At 61.2% G+C, this 22,453-nt stretch carries 19 protein-coding genes; 2 read left to right on the top strand and 17 right to left on the bottom strand.

Translation table 11 applies throughout. The features are described 5' to 3' along the window. Positions 1-109: 109 nt before the first annotated feature. The 16 genes from ACRC4F_RS29785 to ACRC4F_RS29710 all read right to left on the bottom strand — a co-directional run bounded on the left by ACRC4F_RS29785 (position 110) and on the right by ACRC4F_RS29710 (position 18,101). A complete protein-coding gene (locus ACRC4F_RS29785) occupies positions 110-901 on the bottom strand; it encodes a ChbG/HpnK family deacetylase (protein WP_438662519.1) in 792 nt (263 codons plus the stop codon). Continuing rightward, positions 873-2,090: a GNAT family N-acetyltransferase gene (locus ACRC4F_RS29780; RefSeq protein ID WP_438662518.1), complete on the bottom strand. Its 1,218-nt coding sequence runs from the start codon at positions 2,088-2,090 to the stop codon at positions 873-875. The genes ACRC4F_RS29785 and ACRC4F_RS29780 overlap by 29 nt, the downstream gene beginning before the upstream one ends. A 4-nt stretch (positions 2,091-2,094) precedes the next feature. Continuing rightward, on the bottom strand, positions 2,095-2,784 hold the full coding sequence (locus ACRC4F_RS29775; protein WP_438662517.1) for an N-acetyltransferase: 690 nt from the start codon (positions 2,782-2,784) through the stop codon (positions 2,095-2,097). A gap of 86 nt (positions 2,785-2,870) precedes the next feature. Next, positions 2,871-4,790: a hypothetical protein gene (locus ACRC4F_RS29770; RefSeq protein WP_438662516.1), complete on the bottom strand. Its 1,920-nt coding sequence runs from the start codon at positions 4,788-4,790 to the stop codon at positions 2,871-2,873. Continuing rightward, the gene (locus ACRC4F_RS29765) at positions 4,787-6,091 is read right to left on the bottom strand and encodes a lipopolysaccharide biosynthesis protein (RefSeq protein ID WP_438662515.1); all 1,305 of its coding nucleotides are present in this window, start codon (positions 6,089-6,091) and stop codon (positions 4,787-4,789) included. Before ACRC4F_RS29765 ends, ACRC4F_RS29770 begins: the two co-directional genes overlap by 4 nt. Beyond that, positions 6,088-7,089: a polysaccharide deacetylase family protein gene (locus tag ACRC4F_RS29760; protein WP_438662514.1), complete on the bottom strand. Its 1,002-nt coding sequence runs from the start codon at positions 7,087-7,089 to the stop codon at positions 6,088-6,090. Before ACRC4F_RS29760 ends, ACRC4F_RS29765 begins: the two co-directional genes overlap by 4 nt. A gap of 12 nt (positions 7,090-7,101) precedes the next feature. Then, positions 7,102-8,238, bottom strand: a complete 1,137-nt coding sequence (locus tag ACRC4F_RS29755; protein ID WP_438662513.1) for a glycosyltransferase — start codon at positions 8,236-8,238, stop codon at positions 7,102-7,104. Continuing rightward, the gene (locus tag ACRC4F_RS29750) at positions 8,231-9,199 is read right to left on the bottom strand and encodes a glycosyltransferase family 2 protein (RefSeq protein ID WP_438662512.1); all 969 of its coding nucleotides are present in this window, start codon (positions 9,197-9,199) and stop codon (positions 8,231-8,233) included. Before ACRC4F_RS29750 ends, ACRC4F_RS29755 begins: the two co-directional genes overlap by 8 nt. Next, positions 9,196-10,563 (bottom strand): O-antigen ligase family protein, encoded by a 1,368-nt coding sequence (locus ACRC4F_RS29745; RefSeq protein ID WP_438662511.1) that lies wholly within the window; start codon positions 10,561-10,563, stop codon positions 9,196-9,198. The genes ACRC4F_RS29750 and ACRC4F_RS29745 overlap by 4 nt, the downstream gene beginning before the upstream one ends. After that, positions 10,560-11,660, bottom strand: coding sequence for a glycosyltransferase family 4 protein (locus ACRC4F_RS29740; RefSeq protein WP_438662510.1), 1,101 nt, complete (start codon positions 11,658-11,660; stop codon positions 10,560-10,562). The genes ACRC4F_RS29745 and ACRC4F_RS29740 overlap by 4 nt, the downstream gene beginning before the upstream one ends. Next, a complete protein-coding gene (locus ACRC4F_RS29735) occupies positions 11,645-13,237 on the bottom strand; it encodes a GumC family protein (protein ID WP_438662509.1) in 1,593 nt (530 codons plus the stop codon). Before ACRC4F_RS29735 ends, ACRC4F_RS29740 begins: the two co-directional genes overlap by 16 nt. A gap of 17 nt (positions 13,238-13,254) precedes the next feature. Then, positions 13,255-14,280: a polysaccharide biosynthesis/export family protein gene (locus ACRC4F_RS29730; RefSeq protein ID WP_438662508.1), complete on the bottom strand. Its 1,026-nt coding sequence runs from the start codon at positions 14,278-14,280 to the stop codon at positions 13,255-13,257. Between the two features lie 22 nt (positions 14,281-14,302). Continuing rightward, entirely contained in the window at positions 14,303-14,950 is a 648-nt protein-coding gene (locus tag ACRC4F_RS29725) for a CpsD/CapB family tyrosine-protein kinase (RefSeq protein ID WP_438662507.1), read from the bottom strand. Beyond that, positions 14,951-15,697 (bottom strand): sugar transferase, encoded by a 747-nt coding sequence (locus ACRC4F_RS29720; protein WP_438662506.1) that lies wholly within the window; start codon positions 15,695-15,697, stop codon positions 14,951-14,953. Continuing rightward, positions 15,694-16,752: an NAD-dependent epimerase gene (locus ACRC4F_RS29715; protein ID WP_438662505.1), complete on the bottom strand. Its 1,059-nt coding sequence runs from the start codon at positions 16,750-16,752 to the stop codon at positions 15,694-15,696. Before ACRC4F_RS29715 ends, ACRC4F_RS29720 begins: the two co-directional genes overlap by 4 nt. Then, on the bottom strand, positions 16,749-18,101 hold the full coding sequence (locus ACRC4F_RS29710) for a UDP-glucose dehydrogenase family protein (RefSeq protein ID WP_438662504.1): 1,353 nt from the start codon (positions 18,099-18,101) through the stop codon (positions 16,749-16,751). The genes ACRC4F_RS29715 and ACRC4F_RS29710 overlap by 4 nt, the downstream gene beginning before the upstream one ends. A gap of 388 nt (positions 18,102-18,489) precedes the next feature. Here ACRC4F_RS29710 and ACRC4F_RS29705 point away from each other — a divergent pair, with 388 nt between their 5' ends. Then, complete coding sequence (locus ACRC4F_RS29705) at positions 18,490-20,187, top strand: sulfatase-like hydrolase/transferase (RefSeq protein ID WP_438662503.1); 1,698 nt, start codon at positions 18,490-18,492, stop codon at positions 20,185-20,187. 139 nt (positions 20,188-20,326) lie between these two features. Here ACRC4F_RS29705 and ACRC4F_RS29700 read toward each other — a convergent pair whose 3' ends face one another. Further along, positions 20,327-21,370 carry a helix-turn-helix domain-containing protein gene (locus ACRC4F_RS29700; protein WP_438662502.1) on the bottom strand — a complete coding sequence of 348 codons (1,044 nt, stop codon included), beginning with the start codon at positions 21,368-21,370 and terminating at the stop codon, positions 20,327-20,329. A gap of 71 nt (positions 21,371-21,441) precedes the next feature. On the opposite strand from ACRC4F_RS29700, the gene ACRC4F_RS29695 reads away from it, so the two are divergent. After that, positions 21,442-22,356 carry a LysR family transcriptional regulator gene (locus tag ACRC4F_RS29695; RefSeq protein ID WP_438662501.1) on the top strand — a complete coding sequence of 305 codons (915 nt, stop codon included), beginning with the start codon at positions 21,442-21,444 and terminating at the stop codon, positions 22,354-22,356. Positions 22,357-22,453 lie beyond the last annotated feature (97 nt).

Raw genomic sequence — 22,453 nt, 5'->3', positions numbered from 1 at the left:
CTCCTTAGCCTAAGCCAGGGTGTGGTTGGAAACGCTTTTGATGGGTATAGATCAAGGCTGCTGGTTCATGTCAAAGCGCCAGTTTTGAATATGTTGCAACTTATGTAATTCATTCGAGCGCGGCTACAACTGTCATCGAATGGGTGTTCACAGCGCCATAGGAAACCCGTGGAACACCTTTAAGGCGCCGCTCTAGCACGCGGGTTAGCGACTCTTCCGGGAGTAAATAGGCATCACCGAAATCAGCCCCGAGCTGCGTCGGATGAGCGACGATTTCCAGCACACCGTCGGTCGGCATTGCGTCGTTGCGCAGGTCCACCGGCGTGCAAACATAATCCGCTGTCACACCGGCCAGGGTTTGCAAACGGCTGTTGAGCAACGTCTTGAACACGCGCTTGGGCAAACTCAGGTTTTGCCCCAGATTGCGCGCAAGGCGCACGGCCACACCCTGGCTGGCGGCGAAGCGTGCAACGATTTCGCCGATGGGCCAGATGTTGTGCACGTGTTGATGGGAATCGATGTGGCTGGGCCGCACGCCGTTGTCCAGGCAGCGTTGCCATTGCGCTTGAAGCTCCTCCAGCACCGCGTCGCGGTCCCGGCGACTGAGCCAGAGGCGGTGGCGGGGCAGGTTGAGATCGAACACACCGTTGCTGTCGCAGAAATTCGTTCGACCCAGTATCGACTGACTCAAAGGGCGCCCGTACGTGAGGTTGAAATGCAGGCCTATCCGGTCCTTGAGCAACGGGTGCTGGGCCATCACGCACGCCGCTTCGAAGGCTGGCATATTGGCCATAGCCGTGGCGGAGCTGATCACCCCGGCCTGGAAGGCACCCAGGATCACCGCGTTTTCGCACGGGCTGAGACCGAAATCGTCAGCGTTGACTATGACTTGTCGAGGCATGTTCGCCCTCCCTGTTGTTGTCGGTTGGCTTCGCGGCCTTGACCACCGCGGCGACTGGGGCCGGAGTTGCGGTGACGGCGTCTGCCGCACGTTTGGCTCGCCGTTTCTGTAATACGGGCTTGAGCCACTGCCAAAGTCTCAGGGCCAGGCCCAACGCGATGCCGCTGGGGCGCCAGGAGTAAAAACTCCAGCGCCAGTGTTCCAGTTGCCCGGTCATGCGTTCGTGAAGTTGATGGCTGGAGTTTTCCAGGCTCACCCGCGAGGCGTCGATCCAGCGCCAGTGCTCGTCCAGTCCCCAGCGAATCCACTCTTCAAGCAGCACCCGACCGCTGCCCAGGTCGGCGTATTGCGGCAGGAACGCCAGGTTGTAATCGTACAGCCGGCCTTGCTCCAGCAACCCGAGGCGGTAGCTGATGCAGCGCCCGTCCAGTTCCAGCACCACGACCCGCACCAGCCCCTGTTCGGCGAGGGCGGTGAAGGCACGGTCCATCCATTGTCGGTGGCGTTCGTCGGCGAAAATTCCGACGCCTTCATCACCTTTCCAACTGACCGCTTCCACTTCACTGATGGCCTGCAGCAACGGGCCCATGGTCGAAGCATCGGGCGTGATCCGCCGAACGATAGCACCACAGGCGGCGATGCGTTTGCGTGCGCGGCGCAGTTTGTAGCGCGGGTCGCCAGAGACTTCCTGATGGTCCGTATCGCTGATCACGTGCACCGGCACCCGACAACTGAGGCGTCGTTCACCGGTCGAACTGTGGGTCATCCACTCGGTCAGCGCGCTTTCCTCGCCGACAGGTTCCGACAACTCGTTGAGTTGCAGCAGGGCGTGGGGAAGTTGTCGACGGATCTCGATCAGCGCCTTGCGGATATTCTCCGAGTCGGTTCTGGCGAGTAGCGCGAGGCGGTCGGCGAGGGGATAGCCAAGGTGATGCAACACGCGAAATGGCAGACCGGCGAAACGCTCGTCGGCTGCCACCAACGGTAGGCACAAGACCAGTTCCTGACCTTGCCAGCCGAGCAACACATGCAAGCGTTGCCCGGCGGTCAGTGCCTGTTCGGACGCGCGCATCCAGGCCAGGGTGTTGAACGGCGTGTGGTCCGTCACTCGCAGACGCAACGCTTCATAAGCCGTTGCCGGGAAGTCAGCGGCGCACAGTGAAGTGCGCCATTCGAATCGTGCTGCCATAGGGTCAGGTCACCGCTGCCGGGGCTGATTCACGAGCCGGTTTGCGCAAGGCATCCAGGCGTGATCCGCTGTAATGGGTTTCGCGGTAGAAGCGCCAACGACCAAACAGCTCGTAGACGTTCATGATCCGCCCTTGCTCTTGATACCCCATGCGAATGTGCAGCTTGAGGGCCGGGATATTGTGGAACTCGCAGACATCCACCACTTTGTTGCAGCCTTTCGCCTGCATGGCTTTCCAAAGGTTCAGCTGAAAGTCCAGTGACAACAGCGTCCCCCAGTAGGCCCGTATCTGCTCGCCGCCGAACTCGAAGAACTCGCCTTCCTTCACCGGGAACCAGCAGCCGTAGTAATGACGGTCGTGATAGTTGCGCGCGCTGCCCCAAATGAACGCCACGGTGTCGCCATTGTCGTCCAGATACATGTGCCCCGTGTGACCCTCGCGGGCCAGTTCGGCCATGGTTTCCACCCGATCGCCAAAGTGACGAGTGAACGCCACCGCGTTTTGCTCGGTGATGGTTTCCAGGCGCAGTGGCGGGTAGGGCCGCAGTTTGTGCGGCGGTACCGGAGTGACCAGGTCACGTTCCATCCACAGCAGTTCTTCGTGGGAAAACACGTAGTGTTTCCAGATTTTTTTGAGGGTGGCGCGCAAGCCTTTTTGTTTGATGTGGCGGCTGAGTTTCTGCAAAACGCTCATGGTATTGACTCCTGACGGTCTGGGCCGTGAGTGGAGTGATGCGAGGTGCGGCCAGTGGCCGGGGTCGCAATGCAATAGTGGGCAATTCATGAGGCGCTCCAGCTTAGATTAAACAGGGTCCGTCCTGGCAGCTCGAAGCTGACGCGACCATTCTTGCAGTCGAATGGCGCGTCGCGGGCACGGTTGTCCGCGCCGAAGTAGCGTAATGAACCATTGGCCATCGGGCACTGGGCGCCGGTCAGGGCCACACGCTGCAAACGCGTGCCTTTGTTGACCCCCAGCAGGCTGCGCTTGAGGTCCTCGGCCATGGCCAGCACGTCGACCTCGAAAGCGTCATTTTCCAGGCTCATCACGTTGTGCAGCCAATGTTCACGGATGAACTGCTGGGCCAGGCCCACGGGCTTGAGCTCGAAGGAATTCTCGCCGAGCACGCGCAACATGCCTTTGGGGTAGTTCGGCTCGTCAGCGGCCTGGAACCAGCCGAGCATCTCCAGCAAGCCGTCCTGTGACGAGTTGATGACGACCGACGCCCACCACAACGAGGCGAAGTGGGTTTCCTGATCGTACGGGCTGAGGCTGGAACCGCTGGACATGTTGGTCTGGTCCAGCAGCAACGCCTTGCGCGGCCGGCCCTGAGCGTCGAGGCCGACCAGATCGGCGGCGCGGCGCACGCTGTCACGGTAGACCCGGGTCGCCAGCAGGTCGCGAATCATCCATTCGTGCCAGGCCAGGGCATCGATGTTGTCGCCGGATTCCGCCAGCAAGCGTTTGGCCCAATCGATACCGCGCTTGTCGGCGGCGTTGTCGGCAAACGGGCCGTTGACCAGCCGCGAACTGGCCGGCATGGCAATGCGCACGCCGGCCTTGGCGTTGGCGGGATCGCTGCGCACTTGCCGGGCCATGCTGTTGAAGATGCTTTGGTAGTTGGCGTAGTCCGGGTAGTTGAGGTTCGGCTCGTCGGCAAAACCGATGTAGTGCGTGCCTTTGCCGCCCAGGGCTCGGGTCGCGGCGAGCCAGGCGTCGAGCCCGGCGTTGCTCATGGTGTCGGCGCGTAGATCCGCCTGGCGCTGGCTCCCGGCCAACAGCGTGATGTCCTGGGTGATACCGAAGCGGTCCTGATACAGCCGACGGAATTCATCTTCGTAGTGCGGTTTCTTCGCCGTGATGTCGACGAAACTGTAATAAGTCCCTGCCTGTGGCTTGAGCGCGTCGAGCACGGCATAACTCGATTCCGGCACCTTGACGTAGGGCAGGGCAATGCCGAGGTACGGGGTCGGCCCCAGCTCTTTGTTGTGCAAGGTCAACCGGACCTGGCCATCGTCCTCGCGCAGGGGCTTGAGCTGCTGCGGGTTCTGGGCGAAAAGGTTGGCGGTGCCATCGAGCCAGAACGCCACTTTGCCGCTGCCTTGCAGGCGCAGGCGCCAGACTTGTGGCTCGGTGGCGACGGGCAACTCGACCTTGTCGAACTGCCAATAACCCCGATACGGTTTCAGCGTGAGTGCCAGTTGTTTGCCGTCGCCCACGCGCTGCGCTTGCAGGGCGCTGACGCCACCGTGGAACTTGCCGGCCAGCACCGCGTGTTCACCCGGCGCAACCTTGAAATACAGCTCGTCGTTATTGTGGGTTTCGGCGCTGAAATGCACCTTGGCCGGGGCGAACAGCGCCACCGTGCTGTCGTCGTGTTCCACCCGGTAGCGACGGAAGCTGTAGCCCGGAATTTCCAGTTGATAGCTGGAGGCACTTGGCGCCAACGGCCAGCTCTGACTGCCGCGCGATTCACTGGCGGCGATCAGGCGTTCGCCCTGCAGTTTGCCTTGGCCATCGAGCAGGTACAGGCGTTCTTCGTTGGCATCCGCCTGCCACGCCGGCGCCCAGCGAATGGTCAGGGTGTCGGGGCGATCCGGTTGCAGGTACAGGCTGCCATCACGAATGTCGGCCCAACGCATGGGCGCCGCCTGGGCGCTCAGCGCGAGGCCCAGACTCAACAACAGGGCCAGGCGTTTCATGCCGACTTCCTTTGCAGCATGTGCAGCATCGGCGCGACATCGCTGGGCAAAATGATCAGGGTTTGCCAGACCGGCACACCGCTCAACCGGCAGTACATCACCAGCAGCGCGAGGGTCACCGCGACGTAGGCGATGGACGATGCCGCCGCCGCGCCGACGATCCCGTAGGCCGGAATCAATACAAGGTTCAGCGCCAGGTTGAGCAGGGCGCTAAGGCCCATTAACAGCGAAATCGTGCCGGGACGGTTCTTGCCCAGCAGGTCCAGGCGCAGGATGCTTGCATAGCACAGGCCCAACAGGCCCGGCAGCAACGCCAACAAGGCGGGATAGGCGGGCTGATAGGCCGCGCCGAACAGCGTCACGATCAGCCACTCGCCGATGACGGCCATGGTGATACAGGCACCGAGCATCACTGTGGCGGTCAGGCGCAGGGCCAGCGGCGTGACTTTGTCGATGCCTTCTTCCTGTTGCAGCAGGCGTTTCATCAAGGGCGTGGTCACCGCCTCCGGGACGATCAGCAGCAATTCGGCGGCGGCGCTGGCCATGGCGTAATGACCGAGTGCAGTGCTGCCGAGCAGGGCGCCGATGAACAGATAATCGGAGCGCAGGATCACTTGCTGGAACAGCAGGTCCGGATGACTGCGGGCGCTGTAGCGCAGCAGCTCGTTCTGACTGGCGCGGTCCCATTGCAATTTCAGCGGCTGATCGCGCTTGAGCCAGAACCAGCCCGCCAGCACCACCAGGCTGATGCCGGACAGCCAACTGATCAGCGCCGCTTCCAGCGCCGAGTCTTTCCACATCCAGAACAAGGCGAGAAACAGCAGCAGCGGCACCAGCGATTCCAGCAGGCGCAACGCATTGAACGCCACCACGCCGCCGGATGCGTTGTGCAGCGTCAGCAGTCCGCTTTTGAGCACGGTCAGCGGCACCGCCAGCAGCAACAGCCAGGCGAGCAGGCCCAATTGCGTAGTGATGTCGAGTTCATTGCCGAACTCGCGCACCAGGGCGACCACCAGCAAGGTCAACAGACCCGCCAGCAGGCAACCGAACACCAGCACCTGACTCAGCAGCAAACCCATGGGCCGCTGCTTGGCTGCCTGAAAACCCACCGCCGAATTCAGCCCGCCACTGGTGGCAGCGCTGATCAGGTCGGGCAGGGTGCTGAGCAGCGCAAACAAGCCGCGTTCGCTCGGCCCGAGTATCCGCGCCAGCAATACGTTGCGCATCAGCCGCAAACCGATCATCGCCAGTTTGGTGCCCATGCTCAGGGCCAGATGCTTGAGATAACGGCTGCGGCTCATGCGCGTGCCCCGCGATACAGGCGCCAGGACAGCAGCTGCGGATTGCGCGCCACCCGTTGGCTGACGCCGAAGCGTGGCAGGTTCAAGGGGTCGTCGGTGCCCCGATAAATCCCGGTGCCCGTGCCCAGGGCGAACGGGAAGTCATGGTCGGCGACCTGTTCGCGCACCCGCGCATCGTTGTCGCCGTTGGGGTAGCAGTAAACCGGCAGCGGCCGGTTGCAGCCGTTGTGCAAGGCGTCGCGACTGCGGCTCAGCTCCTCGTGCAAACGCTGATCATCCAGGCCGGTGAGAATCGCATGGCTGGCGCCGTGCGGGCCGAACCGCACGAGCCCCGAGGCTTCCAGTGCGCGTACCTGATGCCAGTCCAGCGCCTGGGGCAATGACTCGTCCGGGCACTCATCGGTCAGTCGATTCAGGTCAGCAGGGCTCAGGGTTTTGAGACTGTGCAGAAAATGCACCAAGGCCAGGCTGCGACGCTCCGGATCCAGCTCATCGAAGGGCACCGGCAACGGCCGACCGACCTGTTGCAGGCAATCGATCAATTGCTTGCGGGCCCGTTCACCGTGGCTGCCCCAGAGGGTTTCACCGATGCTTTCCCACCAGAACCGCTGGCGGCTGCCAATGAAATCGGTGGAGAGAAAAATGCTCGCCGGCACCTGGTATTTTTGCAGCAGCGGGAAGGCGTTCACCGCGTTGTCGCGCCAGCCGTCGTCGAACGTCAGGGTGATTTTCGGCCGGTCCGATCTCACCTTTCCGGGTTGCAGGATGTCCATCAACGACACGCAGTCGAAGTGTTTTTTCAGCCACACCAGCAAGTGTTCGAAGGCTTTCGGCCCGACGCACAGCTCATTGCGGTGGGGCAGGTCGGCCGCCTGGTCGCTGGCCAGCACCCGATGCAGCATCAGGATCACGCCGGCACCTTGCAGTTGAGTGCGCCCCACCGACGAGTTGAGGTAAAGCCAGCCACTGGTGCGTTTTAATAATTGTTTGATCGCCATGGCACAGTCCTTTCAACGATTTTGCTCGGGGTTCCACTGGGCGTACCGCTGCCCGCGCAGGAACTGCCACAGTCCGATACTCATCCCGGCCAGGGTCACCAGAAGGAACGCGGCGAGGCGGAAAGGTTTGGGCAAACGGTGTTGCGAATCCAGCAGGCCGGCGATGGCCACGGCGTAACCGAGTAACTGCGCGACCAGGCTCAGGCGATAGAAACCGTGTTCTTCCCATAGCCAGAAGTTGCTCAGCAACAGCGGCAGCAACAGGACCGGCGCCAGTCGACGAATCAGCTTGTGGCTGATCAAGGCAATCGAATACAGACCATGTTTCAGCGGATTGAGCAGCTCGCTGCGCTGGGCCAGGCTTTGCAAGCCACCGACGGTGACCCGCTGACGACGGCGGAACTGTTTGTCCGCCTCATCGACGCCCTGGTCGATCACCTGCGCCTCGGGCACATAGACAATTCGCTTGAACGCCACGGGCGCGCAGGTGCTGATGAAGAAGTCATCGTTGACCTCGGCCGGCACGTTCTGGAACAACTCGCGGCGCAGGGCGAGCAGGGCGCCGTCGGCGGAGACCATGCAGCCGGTGCGATTTTCCACTTTGCGCAGCCAGCCTTCGTAATGCCGGTAGAGGCTGTCGCCGATGCTCAGGCCCCCGCCGGTGACCGGGATCACCATGTGCCCGGCGCAGGCGCCGACTTGCGGGTCGCACAGGGGCGCGAGCAGGTGACCGAGGGTGTCGTGGGACCATTGGTTGTCGGCGTCGGTGAACACCAGAATATCGCAGGTGCTCACCGCCACGCCGGCATTCAGGGTCGCTGCCTTGCCTTGGCGAGGCAGGTCGAGAACAGTGATGCGCGGGTCAATGACCTTGCGCGCACAGGCAACGGTGTCGTCAGTCGAACCGTCACTGGCCAGAATGATCTGCAGCGAGGCCGGCTGATAATCCTGCGCGAGCAGGGTCCGCAGCTTGTGTTCGATGTGCCGCGCTTCGTTGTGCGCGGCAATCACGATGCTGATGTTCATCGGTTCCGGCGGCGCATGACGCCGTGAAGCAAACAACGGCGCCAACAGCGTCAACAGCAGCGGATAACCGATATAGGCGTAAACCGGCAGCAGCAGGCACAACCAGAAAATGAATTCAGCCACGGGCGGGCCTCCTGGCATTCCAATGACAAAGACTGAGGATGAACGCGGCACCGGCCAGTTGCAGACGCACCCAATGCAGGCCCCAGAGTTGCAGCGTCAGGCCCAGGTCACGGTGTTTGACGCTCTGGCGCATGCTCAGGGCGAGCGCGGGCAAACTGGTCACCAGCAACAGGAACAGCATCAGGTGGACCTGGCCATTGAGCAGGGCAAAAAGAGCCGCAATATCCAGCACCCAGGCGGCTATCGACAGCATCGGGAACCGCAGCAGACGCAGGCTCATGCCGTTGCTGCGCAGTAACTGCAGGTGACTGCCCTGACGCCAGAATTCCTTGCCCATCCATTCCCGCCAGCTGGCCTCATAACCCCAATGCAGGGCGACGCTCTGATTGACCGACAGCAGGCGCGCACCCGCGTGGGACAGGCGCATGGTGAAGTCCTTGTCCTCGCCGGTCCGCAGGCTTTCATTGAAGCCCCCGACCTTGTCGAACCAATGGCGGCGCATCAGCAGGTTGGCGCTGGGCAGCCAGCGCACGGTTTGCACCGTTTCCGCGCTGGGACGCAACAGGCGGCGTTGCCACGCATCGGCGTACCAGGGCGCTTGCGCCGGGGTGTGCAAATCCAGTCCGAGGACGTCGACCTGCACCGCAGGCTCGATTCTCAACAACAGCGTGAGCCAGTCTTCGGGCACTTCGATATCGGCATCGATGAAGGCCAGCCATTTACCGGTGGCGACGGCGGCGCCGCGATTGCGCAAGGCGCCGATCAGCAAGCCCGGCAGCACCAGCACTTGCGCGCCCATTTGCCGGGCAATGTGCGGGCCCTGATCCTCGGAGCCGTTGTCGGCCACGATCAGCTCGCATTCCACTCCGGCGGCGATGGCGGCGCGTTGCGCAGCCAGCAGGGTCCGGGCGATGTGATGGGCTTCGTTGTACATCGGAATGACAATGCTGATGCGGGTCATGCCTTGGCCTCCACGAGTGGTGTTTCTTCGGCTTTCAATCGCAGCACGCTGGTCAGGGCGAGCATGATCCACACGTACTTCTGGTTGGGTGCGCTGAGGAACATCAGAAACAGGGTCAGCGACAGAAAACTCATGCTCAGGTGCGTCAGCAAATCCGCTTGTTCGCGGTTGCGTCGCTGCATCCATGCCCGACGGGCGCGGACCAGGTTGTATAAGCCGAGGCCGAGCATGCCGACGAACAACAGGCCGGCGGGAATCCCCAGTTCACTGAAGATTTCCAGGTAGGTGTTGTGGGCGCGGCGGTACAGGTCGCCGATTTTGCGGTTGGCCGAAAACGCCTTGGCGTAACCGGTGGTGGCGTAGTGCAGCGGGAACGTCCCGGGGCCGGTGCCCAGCAGCGGGTTCTCGCGGATCATCTGGCTGCCGACCACAATGTACGAGGCGCGACGGCCCAGGGATTGATCCTGGCTCTTGGCGCCGGCGCTCAAAATACTCAAGGACTGAATGCGCTCGATGTAACCCTTGGGCATCGCATAAATGGCCAGCGGAATCACGATCACCAGGCCCAGCATCGCGAACCCAAGATGCCGTGGACGGATGCGTTTGAGCTCGGCGCGGTAGTGCCAGGCACCGATCATCAGGCTGAGGAACAGCACCACCAGCCCCGAACGGGATTCGGTCTTGGTCATGCCGCCCAGCAGCAAAATGCAGCACCCGACCCAGAACACCCGATGCAGAAAGTGCGGGCTGCGCACCACCAGCAGCAAGGCGAGCGGCACGGCAAAAGCGATCAGCATCGCAAAGGCGTTCGGGTCTTCCAGCAGGCCGGCAGCGCGACCCTGGTCCTGATATTTACTGGAGAACATCGCCAGCACGCAGGTCGCCGTGACACTGAGGGTGACCAGTTTGGCGAACAGGTCCATGTTCAGCTCGCGGCCGATCAGCAGGGTGATCACAAACAACACCAGGCCGACACTCAGTTCCCGCAGATGCCCCATCGACATGGCCATGTTGTCGGTGTTGATCACGCTGAGCATGTACAAGACCATGAACCAGATCAGGTAGCGCCAGATGTTGCTGCGCAGGCGTTCCGACGGAATCTGATGGATGGCCAGTTGCAGCATCAGGATCACGGCCAGTGACGCGCCGAGGAACTTGGTGCCCGACAGCGAACTGTCCTTGAAGAAACCTTCGAATGGCACCAGTGCCGCGATCCCGAGCAAGCCCCAGGTGGGTTTGCGGTAAAGCAGAGCGACACCGACCAGGCCCAGCACCGCTCCCGGCGCCAGAAAAGGATAAGGGCTGGCCAGCAAACCGAGGCAGACCAGGCCGAACAAACTGACGATCGAGAGCGGAAAGATCACGCGCGTGCCTCCCGTGCAGTACGGAGATAAAGTTGCGACCAGCGTTCGGCCAGGGCCTTGAGGTCGTAACGGTCCAATTGCGTACGTTTTGCGTTGTCGATCAGTTCGCGAGCCAAGCCCGGTTCAGTCAGCAACGAACCGATCTGGCGGGCGAGGGCGGCGCTGTCGGCGGGTGTCGCCAGCAGGCCGTTGTGCCGGTCTTGCAGCACATCGGGAATCCCGCCGACGCCAAACGCCACCACCGGCACGCCGGCTTGCATTGCTTCGAGCAGAATCATCGGTGTGCCTTCGGTGCGCGAGCTGATCACCAGCGCATCGAGTTGCTGCCACCACTTACCCATGTCGGTCTGATAACCCGGCAGGGTGATGCGCTCCTGCAAACCGGCGTCGTTGATGCGCGCCAGCAGCGTCTCCCGTTCCGGGCCGTCGCCGAGCATCACGGCGTCCAGTTGCGGGTGTTGCTGACAGAGCGGAATCAGCGCATCGAGAAAATAGTCGGGGCCTTTTTCACTGCTCAGCCGTCCGACGTAACCCGCCAGCCAACGCTGACGGTCGACGCTGGGCGGCAGCAGGCCGGTGGCTGCCGGCAAACCATTGGGAATCACTTGCAGCTTTTCCGCCCTGACACTGGCCTTGCGGCACAACACGGCGATGCTTTCGGCGACGCAGACCACCCGATTTACCGACGCGGTGCGACACAGTTGCAGGCTCAGCCAGGTGTAGAACTTCTGCTTGCGGCTGCGCGGTGTAAAACCGTGCTGCGTAATCACCAGCGGCAGGCGCAACAGCGTTGCGCCCACCCAGCCAAACAACAGGCCCTTGAAGTTGTGCGTATTGATCAACGGCCGTTCCGCCCGGCGCTGGCGCAAATGCGCGAGCAATGCCCCCAGCCCCGCGCAACCCCGGCAGTCGACCCCCGCCTGGCGAAACCGCGCGATCAACTCTGGCGGCGCATCGAGAAACAGCACCTGGTGCTGCCCCGGCGTCGCCAGGCAATGGTCCAGCAGCATCCGCTCAGCCCCGTAGAAGCCGCCGCTGCTGAGCAAATGAATGATCGGCAGGGAAGGGTTGAGCGGCGCGTTCAATTGCGCACCCAATGCACGAGTCCAGGTACGGACCAGTTGCTGTGCGGATTGGTCCGTTCCACGTTTTGGTCGTTGATCACCAACAGCACCGGCAAGCCCAGTTCGTGGGTGATTTGCGCTGGGTGTTTGAAACGGTGATCGAAGAACTCACGCACATAGACCAGGGCAATCGCCAGCAAGAGACCGGTGAACAACCCGAAAGGAATAATCAGCATCGGTTTCGGGAACGCAGCTTCGGTAGGCTCGTACGGCGGGCTGAGCACCCGTGCGTTGGACAGGTCGTTGTCCAGCGAGCGAGAGGTGCTGCTTTCGGCGAAGCGCTGGGCGTACGTCGAGAACGCCGCGTGCAAGCCGTTGATCTCGGTGTCCATCTGCCGCAGCTTGCTCTGGGTTTGCTGCAACTGGTGGATGCGTTCCTTGTACTCGGCAATGCGCGCGGTTTTCTGGTTGATTACCGAGCTGACAATCGCCAGGTCGTTGGTGCGCTCCTGAATCCGGTTGCTGACCACTTTCAGAAACTGCTGACGGGTGCGGGCGATTTGCTCGCGGGTCAGCAACATCGGTTCGCTGCCTGGCTGGAAGATCGCCAGATCGTTCATGTAGCGACTGACCTGAGTGGTCAGGGCTTCACCCATCTGTTTGATCTCACGGTCCTCGAACGCCACGTTGTCCACGGTAGTGGTGAAGGTGTAGGGGAAGGTGTAGTCATTCAGCTTGGAGTTGCTGGCAGCGGCCAGGCTGGTTTTCAGGTAGTCGAGCCAGCGTTGGCTTTGCAGCAGGCGATCGCGGTACAGGTTGAGCGCTTGCTCCTCGGTGTTGATGGCGTTGAGGCGGAAGGTGATTTCTTCCTTCGGATCGGACGAGCCGACGCCTTCAAGCAAGGCCAGTCGAGTGCCTTCCAGGCCATCGAGCCGAACCTGGTACTGCTTCTTTTTGGTTTCGTAGAACGATTGTGGCAAGTCGATGGATTGCAGTTCCTGACGGCTGGTCAGGTAGTTCTGCAGCAAGGTTGCGACAAACCTGGTGCCTTGGGTCGGATTGTCAAAGCTGTAGATGACGGAGATCACGTTGGAGCCTGGCAGCGTCTCGATTTTCAGACTGTCCATCGCCTCTTGGGTCAGTGCATCCAGCGCCGTGTCGCGCACCGGATCGGTTTCCAGGCCCAGAGTGGCTTTCAGCGGGTTGATCACGTGTTCGCGCAGCGGCGTGGTCACGTACTGCTTGAACGGCTGGGTCACCAGTTTGTTGAAGACGCCAGGGGTGGGCGTGTACTCACCCTTGTCGCGCAACTCGCTGATGGTCTGCCGGATCAACGCCGGCGAGCGCAGGATATTGCTCTCGGTTTCCATGTCCGCCAGGGACGGTGGAATGAACGAGGCGTTCTCCTGGTTGAGGGATGTCGTGGCGTCTCCCTGAGAGAGTTTTTTGGACTGCACGATCACCTGGGCGGTGATATCGAAGCTCTGTTTGAGCATCAGCGGCAAGACCAGGGCGATCACTGCAAAGACCAGGAAGACTCGCTTCACCAACTGTTTGTTGGCGAAGAAGATCCTGAAGAACTCGTGCAGGTAGTTTTCCTTTGGATTCATGGTCGGTCACCTGAGAGTTAGTTACTGTCACTGTCTTTGTTGTCGACGCGGTAGCCGAAGCTGAAGCCCACGCCCTGGAACAACACCACGTCTGCCAGTTGCCGCGCGAGCTCACCGGCGCTGGCCAGCTTGGTCTTCGGCACATAAAGCATGTCGTCCGGTTGCAGGTACGCAATCTGCGACGCATCGCCGGCCAACGCTTTTTCAACGTCGTAGCGTACGGCCTGCACCTGGTTGCCATTGCGGCGCATGATCATCACCGAATCGAGCCGTGCCTTGGTGTTGCTGCCACGGGCCAGGGTCAGCGCTTCGAGCACCGAGACCGGCCGGCGGATCGGGTAGGAACCCGGTTGACCGACTTCACCCAGCACAAAGATTTCATTGCCGGCGGTGGACTTGAGCAACACGTCGACGGTCATCCGTCCTGGCAGCTTCGCGTAGCGTTGATTGAGGAAGGTTTCCAGTTGATTGACGGTCATGCCTTGCAGCGGCACGGAGCCGATTTCCGGAAAGCTTGCGTAGCCGTCGGTGCCCACGGTGATCTCCCGGCTCATGCCGGTACCCGGGTGGTTCAGGGCACTTTTGAGGTTCGCCTCGTTGCTCAGCGGGCTGATGACCTGCACGGACAGCTGGTTGCGGTTAGGCTGGAACAGCTGTTTGCGCTGGTAGGCCCGCTGGATTTCCTCCCGCGCCTGTTCGGACGTCAGCCCGGCGATTTTCACCGAGGTGTTGGCGCCCGGCAGTTCAATGGTGCCGTCGGGCAGCACCAGTTGGCTGCCGTTGAGCTGGCTGGCGGCGGTGAAGTTCAGTCCGATCTGGTCACCAGACTGGATGCGGTAGGCGTCCGAGCCGCTGGTGCTGATGCGGAAGATTACGTCCAGCACATCCTGTGGCCGCAGGGTCTGTTCGACCTTGGGCATATCGGTGGCCTGGGCGTTCGCCGGTGAGGCCGTGAGGATATTCACCGGCATGTGCTGGGTTTCGGAAGTGCTGGAGCAACCTGCAAGCGGCAGCAACAGCAGGACAAGCATTTTGGCATTCATGTCGTCATCCCTTTCTGATTGCTTACAGGTTTTTGTACAGCCACTTCGGCATGTAGTACTTGCGTCGGTTGAAGACGCTGCCGACCAGTTTCGCGCCGGCCTGGGTCAAGCGCTGAACGGCCGCCTGGGCCACCTCCCAGCGAGTGTCCTCGGAGCGCACGACCATGATCACGCCGTCCACCTGGGTGCTGATGATCATGGTGTCGGCGGCGGAATACACCGCGTCGCCGTCGATCACCACAAAGCGGTACTGACTGCCGAGCTGGTCGAGCAACGGTCCCAGGCGTTCGGGTGTCAGGCGTTCGGTGCCGCGCACATACCGGCCATTGGGCAGGATGTGGAACGGCAGGCTGGAAACGTTCACCACGCAGTCCTGCAACAGTGGCGTGCTCTGGGTGTTAAACAGCAGGTCGCGAAAACCGCGCTCCTTGGTCAGCCCCAGTTGATGCGTGAGGTTGGTCGCCGACTGGCTGGCATCGACCAGCAGCACTTCGCCGCTGCTCATTTGCGCCAGTTGACTGGCCAGTGCCAAAGCACTGGTAGTGGTGCCTGCCCCGGGGTTGGCGGAGGTCAGGAATAGGATCCGCAGATCTTGATCGAGCACGGTCGAGGTCAGGTTGGACTCGCTCGGGTTGGCAATGCTTAGGCTTTTGGCTGATGAACCGTCCATTTAACTCGCTCCGTGGCCGCTGAACACTTTGAAGGGGGTTTTCAACAGGATCTTCAGATCAAGCAACAGGCTCTGCTCGGCGATATAGCTGAGGTCCAACTCAACGCGCTGGTCGAAGTCGATATTGCTGCGCCCGGAGATCTGCCACAGGCCGGTCATGCCGGGGTAGATACTCAGGCGTGCAAGGTGATTGTCCTTGTAGCGGTAGGCGTTGAACGAGGTTGGGCGCGGGCCCACCAGGCGCATGTCGCCCAATACCACATTGATCAGGTTTGGCAGCTCGTCCAGGCTGCTGCGCCGCAGGAAGCCACCGATGCCGGTGATGCGCGGATCCTTGTCGATCTTGAAATCGATGGCGTCGGCGCCGTGCTTGTTCAGGTGGCGCAGGGACTCTTTGAGCTCCTCTGCGTTGGCCACCATGGTGCGGAACTTGTACATGCCGAACTTGCGGCCGCGGTAGCCCGTACGTTTCTGCACGAACATCACCGGTCCCGGGCTGCTGAATTTGATCGCCAGTGCCAGGCCCAGCAGGACGGGCGAGATCAGCAGCAGAATCACCAGCGCACCGAAGCAGGCGACAACACGGTTGGTGCGTGACAACGTCCAGGGCCGGCCGCCATCACGGCCGGTCATCCAGCCGCGACCCTGCATATGGATCGCAGTGTCGAGGCGCATTCGATGCTCCGGGTCCAGGCGCTTGTCTCTGCGCATCTGGTTGATCGGTACACCTTTTTCAAGTCCAGTCATAGAATCCTCCGCTGAAGTTCAGCCGCGAGCGGCGCATGGGCGATAGGCAGTGGGTAGTAAGCGCGGAACCAGGCGGTGAAGCGCCTGAGTCCTTCATCCAGCTCGATACAAGGCTGAAATCCGGTTGCCCGAGCCAGGTCACTGGCATCGGCGCAGGTGTTGAGCACGTCGCCCGGCTGCAGAGGCAGCAACTCGACGAGGGCTTTTTGACCGAGGTGCTTTTCCAGCAGCGCCAGGTAGTCCTTGAGTTCCACCGGGTGCTGGCCGCCGATGTTGAAGATCCGCCACGGCGCCATGCTGCTGGCCGGGTCCGGTTGTTCACGGTCCCATTCGGCGTTGGCGTGCGGTGGACGCTCGATCAGGCGTGCGATGCTTTCGATGATGTCGTCGATGTAGGTGAAGTCGCGTTGGTGCTCGCCGTAGTTGAACAACTTCAACGGTTGACCTTCGGCAATCGCCCGGGCGAACTGGATCGGTGACATGTCTGGCCGACCCCAGGGCCCGTACACGGTGAAGAACCGCAGGCCGGTGCAAGGAATGCCGAACAGATGGCTGTAGCTGTGGGCCATCAGCTCGTTGGCTTTCTTGGTCGCGGCGTACAACGACAGCGGATGGTTGACGCCATCCTTTAACGAATAAGGCGTGTGCTGGTTGGCGCCGTACACCGAACTGGACGAGGCGTAGATCAGGTGCCTGACCGGGTGATTGCGGCAGCTTTCGAGGATGTTGAGAAACCCGCTCAAATTACTGTCGAGGTACGCCCGAGGGTTTTCCAGCGAGTAACGCACCCCGGCCTGGGCTGCGAGGTGGATCACCACCTCGGGTTGTTCACGGGCAAACAGGGCCTCGATGGCCGGACCGTCGGCCAGGTCAACCGTTGCGAGCTGGAAAGTGCCGACCTGCTCCTGCACCCAATCCACGCGATCGTGTTTGAGTTGCGGGTCGTAGTAGTCGTTGAAATTGTCCAGCCCGAACACCTCGTGCCCGTCGCGGATCAACCGCAACACGCAGTGGGCACCAATGAAACCGGCCGCTCCGGTGACGAGAATCTTCATGGTCGCGGCGCCTCGGGAACGATGTGCCGCAGGCCGATGCCGCTGTAGTGCAAACCAGCCGCAGCCACTTGCTCCGGGTTGTAGAGGTTGCGACCGTCGACGATCACCCGGGAGCGCAGTTTGCTCGCCAGCAGGTCGAAGTCGACCACGCGAAAGTTCTTCCACTCGGTGCAGATCACCAGGGCGTCGGCATCTTCCAGGGTGTCGTCGCGGGTGGCGCACAGGTGCAGGTTATTGCGGTAGCCGTAGATGCGCCGGCATTCGGACATGGCTTCCGGGTCATACGCCTGAACGCTCGCGCCCTCGGCCCACAGCGCTTCCATCAGGTAACGGCTGGGGGCTTCGCGCATGTCATCGGTGTTGGGCTTGAACGCCAGGCCCCAGATTGCGATGGATTTGCCGGCCAGCCCGTTGGGGAATTGTGCTTTCAGTTTGCTGAACAGGATGTGGCGCTGGCTGTCGTTGACGTCAGTGACACTGCGCAGCAGACGCAACGGCATGCCGTTGTGTTCGGCGGTGTGCAGCAGGGCGCGCAGGTCCTTGGGGAAGCACGAGCCACCGAATCCGCAACCCGGATAGATGAAGTGGTAACCGATGCGCGGGTCCGAACCGATGCCTTTGCGCACCGCTTCGATGTCGGCCCCGAGCAGCTCGGTGAGGTTGGCCAGTTCGTTCATGAAACTGATGCGTGTGGCGAGCATCGCGTTGGCCGCGTACTTGGTCAGCTCGGCGCTGCGGTTGTCCATGAACATGAGCTTTTCGCGGTTGCGGCAGAACGGTGCGTAGAGCTCGCTCAACTGGTTGCGGGCTTCGTCATCGTCGGTGCCGACGATGATCCGGTCCGGGCGCATGCAGTCGGCGAGGGCGCTGCCTTCCTTGAGAAACTCGGGGTTGGACACCACCCGAACATTCAGGGCGCTCTTGCCACGACGATGCAGTTCTTCGTTGGCGGTGGCGGCCACCTGGTCCGCGGTGCCGACCGGTACGGTGGACTTGATGATCAGTGTACGATCGGCCTCCATGTAACTGGCGATCTGGCGGGCCACATTCAGGACGTGGCTGAGGTCGGCCGAACCGTCTTCATCGGCAGGCGTGCCGACGGCGATGAAAATCAGCTCGGCGTGTTCGACCGCATCGCTGGCCTGGGTCGTGAACAGCAACCGGCCGGCCTTGATGTTCTCTTCCAGCGTGCCGGACAACCCCGGTTCGCTGATCGGCGGAACGGCTTGTTGCAGTTGTTTGATCTTGTTTGGATCGATGTCGACACACAAGACACGATGTCCGACATCGGCCAGTGCCGCTGCTTGTATCAGGCCGACGTAGCCCGTACCAAATACGCTCACGTCCATATTGGCGTGCCTCGTAAGACGGTTGAAAGAACTTAAATAAGACTGTCAAAAGGGGTATAGCCCAGCGCTGGGAAAACGTGTCAGCAAAATGACATGTTAAGTGGCTATAACAGGCTCATTTTTGGGGCGTTTTGCCATCAAGTGCTTGCCGCAGCTGGATTTGCCGCGGTTTTGACGGGTTTTTCACATTCGGAAGAAAACGATAAACGGTCGTAGGGCTTGAAACACAAGGGTTACAGGCGGTCGGGTGTGTCAGATTTGAGTCAACGTTTTTTTGACGCTTTGCGGAAAAAACCGACATTTCTTGCGCTTTGATGGCCCGGTGCTAGTGTCAAAAAATGGCCGACAATCTATTGGCCAACGGACGGCCGCGAGCATCGGAAAAACTATGATTCGATACCTCAAAGAACTGCTCTTAGTTCTCTATTTAGTTAAGAACTACGACTATTACCTGGAACGCCTGAGCGCAATGGGCATCGGTTTTCCGGTGCTGCTGTTTGGCGCGATGTTTATTGCGCTGACAGTGGCGCTGTTCATGACCGCCTACATTCGCCAGACGCTGATCCGGCATGTGTTCGCCTTGACGATGTTTGCGTCAGCGGTGTTTTTCGATGTCTACACGCGCGTCACGGCCGATTACCTGACTTACAGCAGTTTCGTGTCACTGGTGTACTCCGGCGGGTTCATTCAAGAGGCGGCGTATCAATACCGCGATGCGATCATCAGCGGGGTGGTCGGCGGATTGCTGCTGCTGTTCGGCATCGGGCTCAAGCCGCGTCGGCGCATGCCGCTACCCGGTGTGTTACTGGTGGCGGCACCGGTGCTGGGGGTGCTGTTGCTTAGCGCAGTGTTGTTCATGCGAGCCGGCGAGGGCGCCCGTGGCCTGCCGATCATGTACACGCCGCTGGCCTATCTGAACCTGTTTACCTATGAAGCGCTGCACAACACCGTCGGCCCGCGCGAGTCGGTGAGCCTGGCGCGCAACGATTCATCGCCGGGGCACGACATCGTGCTGATCATCGATGAGAGCATTTCCGGCAACTACCTGGACATCAACGCGCCGTTCGGTGTGCACAGCAACCTCAAGGAACCGCGCCCGGGCGTTGCGATCTTCAATTACGGTTACGCCGCGTCCATCGCCAACTGCAGCGCCGACACCAACATCACCCTGCGCTACGGCGGCACCCGCGCCGACTACATGCGCATCAACAGCACGATGCCGTCGATCTGGCAGTACGCGAAGAAGGCCGGCCTGCGCACCGTCTACATTGATGCCCAGCGCACCGGCGGCAACTTGCAGAACCTGATGAATGAGGCCGAGAAAAAGGACATCGACGAGTTTGTCCAATTCGACCAGACCAGCGTGCGCGATCGTGACATGGCGGCCGCGGCGAAGCTGATCGAGTTGCTCAACGATGGCAAGCCCGAGCTGGTGGTGATCAACAAGGTCGGCGCGCATTTCCCGGTACACGACAAATACCCGGATGCGTTCATGGCCTATCGTCCGACCTTGCCTCGGGGCCAGTTTGTCGAGATCGCGGACACGGGCACGCGGGATGGTTTCAACGGTCAGCCGGATGATTGGGTGCTGTACCGCAACGCTTACAAAAACACGTTGTTGTGGAACGTCGGGGAGTTTTTCTCACGGGTTTTCGCCCAGGCGGACATGAGCAATGCACTACTGATTTACACCTCGGACCATGGGCAGGATCTGCACGAGCGCGGCAACCCCGGGTTGAATACCCACTGTGGCGGTGATCCGGTCGAAGAGGAAGGATTGGTGCCGCTGGTGGTGATTCAAGGGGATCAGTTGCGCTCACTGGATTGGCAGAAGGCGCTGAGCGCAAACAAGGATCGGTCGAGTCACTACAACATCTTCCCGACGCTGTTGCAGTTGATGGGGTATGACCTGGCGGGGATCGAGTCGGTGTATGGCAAGCCGTTGAGCGTGCCGACCGCGGACGACTTTACGTTCAACTATCGATTCAATGCGCGGCTGGGGGCCAAGCCTGAGTGGAAGTACATTGACCTGAAGAGCATTGTGACGCCAGGGCAGGCGGCGACGAGTGTGGCGGTGGGGCAGTGAGGTTTTGGGTTGGCTTATCCGGCCTCATCGTCGGATCGCCGCCCGGAGCCGGCTCGCTCCCACAAGGGTTTTGTGAACGACACAGATCCAATGTGGGAGCGAGCCTGCTCGCGATGGCGTCAGTCGATTCAATCGAGATTCAAGGCTGCTGCCACCGCGTCCGATACACCCCCGGCGCACACCCCAACCACCGCAAACACGCACGGTTGAAACTCTGAACATCGCTGTACCCCAACCGATCCGAGATCTCTACCAACTCCAGATCCGCTGACTGCAACAGATCCTCGGCCAGGCAACGGCGATACTCATCCTGCAACTCGGAAAAACTCCAGCCCAATGCCTTCAAGCGCCGGGCAGCGGTGCGTTCCAGCCAGTGATGGTCGGCACAAAACTGCTGCCAGTTTGCACCGGCAAGGTCCGCGATCAGATGATCGCTGACCTGCTCCAGCAACGTCGGTTCGCTGTTGCGCCGAGTCTGCTCCAGCAGGTCCAACAGTGTCTGTTCGAGCTCATGGTTGCCCGGTGTCAACGCGGTCACGAACATCTGCGGATCGAGGCGGATCGAATGATGCGGTTGTGCCCACTGCACCGGTACACGGAACGCCTGTTCATGCGCCTGCGGGTTGGCAGTACGCGGCCATGCCAGGCCGATCTCGATAATCGGATCACGCTCCAGTCCGCTGGCGAGGAATTTGCGACGCAGCATGCTGCACAGGCTGATCACGATGTAATCGGTCGTCGAAGCAGTGGCTTTCAGGCTGCCGCAGTCCAGTAGCCGCAATTCGACGCCGTCATCGTCAGGAACGATCTGCGCCCGGAAGTGCCCGTTGAAGAACGGAAAGAATCGCTCGAAATAATCACAGGCGCTTTCCAGCGACGCCGCAACGTCAAACAGGTAGGTCAGGCCGTTGGTGGCGGTGGAGACAAAGCGTCGACCCGCCACCAGACCGATCAACGGATCGCCGGTCTGCTCCAGCGCAAAGGCCCAGAAGCGCCGCGAAAGGAACAACGGAACGCGCATGAACGGCGTACGAAGTTCGAACAGGCTGCGGCGAAACAGGCCTTCGAGGGTTTCACGGGCAACGCCTCGGGCGAGCAGTTCTTCGATGGCTGGCAGCAAGGTCGGCGCATAAAACGCGTTGGGCAATGGTTGATGGAGCAGTGGCTGATCACTTTTTGTCATGTAGGGCTCACAGCTTGTTCCGGGACACTGGTTAGGCTGCCCGACGTTAAGCGATTTGCCGGAGCAAGACCATGCTTGATTTACGCCAGCTCGACCTGAACCTGCTGCTCGCCTTCGATGCGATTTACCAGCAACGCAGCGTCACCCGCGCCGCCGAGGTGATGTGCCTGTCGCAACCGGCCATGAGCAACGCACTGCGGCGCTTGCGCGAATTGTGCGGCGATCCGCTGTTCATCAAAAGCCGTCTCGGCGTGACGCCGACGCTGGTGGCGCATCGGTTGGCTGACTATGTGCGCGCCGCCCTGGAATCGTTGCGCGACGGTTTGCGCATGATTCCGGCCGCGCGGCAGAACAACCCGCTGCTGCGCATCAGTTGCCTGGACTGCCTGCAACCGGTGCTGCTCGACGCCTTGCTCGAAGCGCCGCACGCCGACTGGCAGGTGCGTTACTTCCAGCCACGCCGTCGCGATGCCTTGCAGGAACTGGCGAGCGGCAAGCTCGACATCCTGATCGACCTCGATCAACCGCTGGCCGGCCTCGCCGGTCTGCACAAGCAGGTGTTGCCCGCCGACCATTACGTGTTTGCCTACGGCGCGGCGCTAAAGGAACCGCCGCGCACGTTGCAAGCGTATCTGCAGCAGCCACAGATTCAGATTTCCAGCCGTCGCGATGGCCTCAGCCCGGTGGATTTGCACCTCGGTCTGAAAAGCCTGCGCCGAACGGTGGCGGTGAATACCCAAAGCACACTGGCGGCCAAACTGATTGCCGATCGTCAGCCTTTTGGCATGAGCCTGCCGAGCCGGGTCGCCACCGTGTTGGGGTTGCAGCAGGTGCCGTTGCCGCTGGATGAACCGGTGGAGTTGAAACTGGCGTTGTACATCGAATCGCGCTACCGCTTCGAGCGCAGCCGCGAAGAAGCGATGCATTGTTTGCTGCGTGCGCTGGGCGCGCCGCGAGCGGTGCCGTCGCTCGCACGTCGCGCCTAGTCGAAAACCACACAGAATCCCTGTGGGAGCGAGCCTGCTCGCGATAGCGGTGTGTCAGCTAACGCTGAGGGCACTGACACACCGCAATCGCGAGCAG

The sequence above is a fragment of the Pseudomonas sp. genome, assembly GCF_051660785.1.
Taxonomy (GTDB): domain Bacteria; phylum Pseudomonadota; class Gammaproteobacteria; order Pseudomonadales; family Pseudomonadaceae; genus Aquipseudomonas.
Note: the sequence above shows the minus strand (reverse complement) of the source record. Positions and strands in the feature narration are given on the sequence as shown.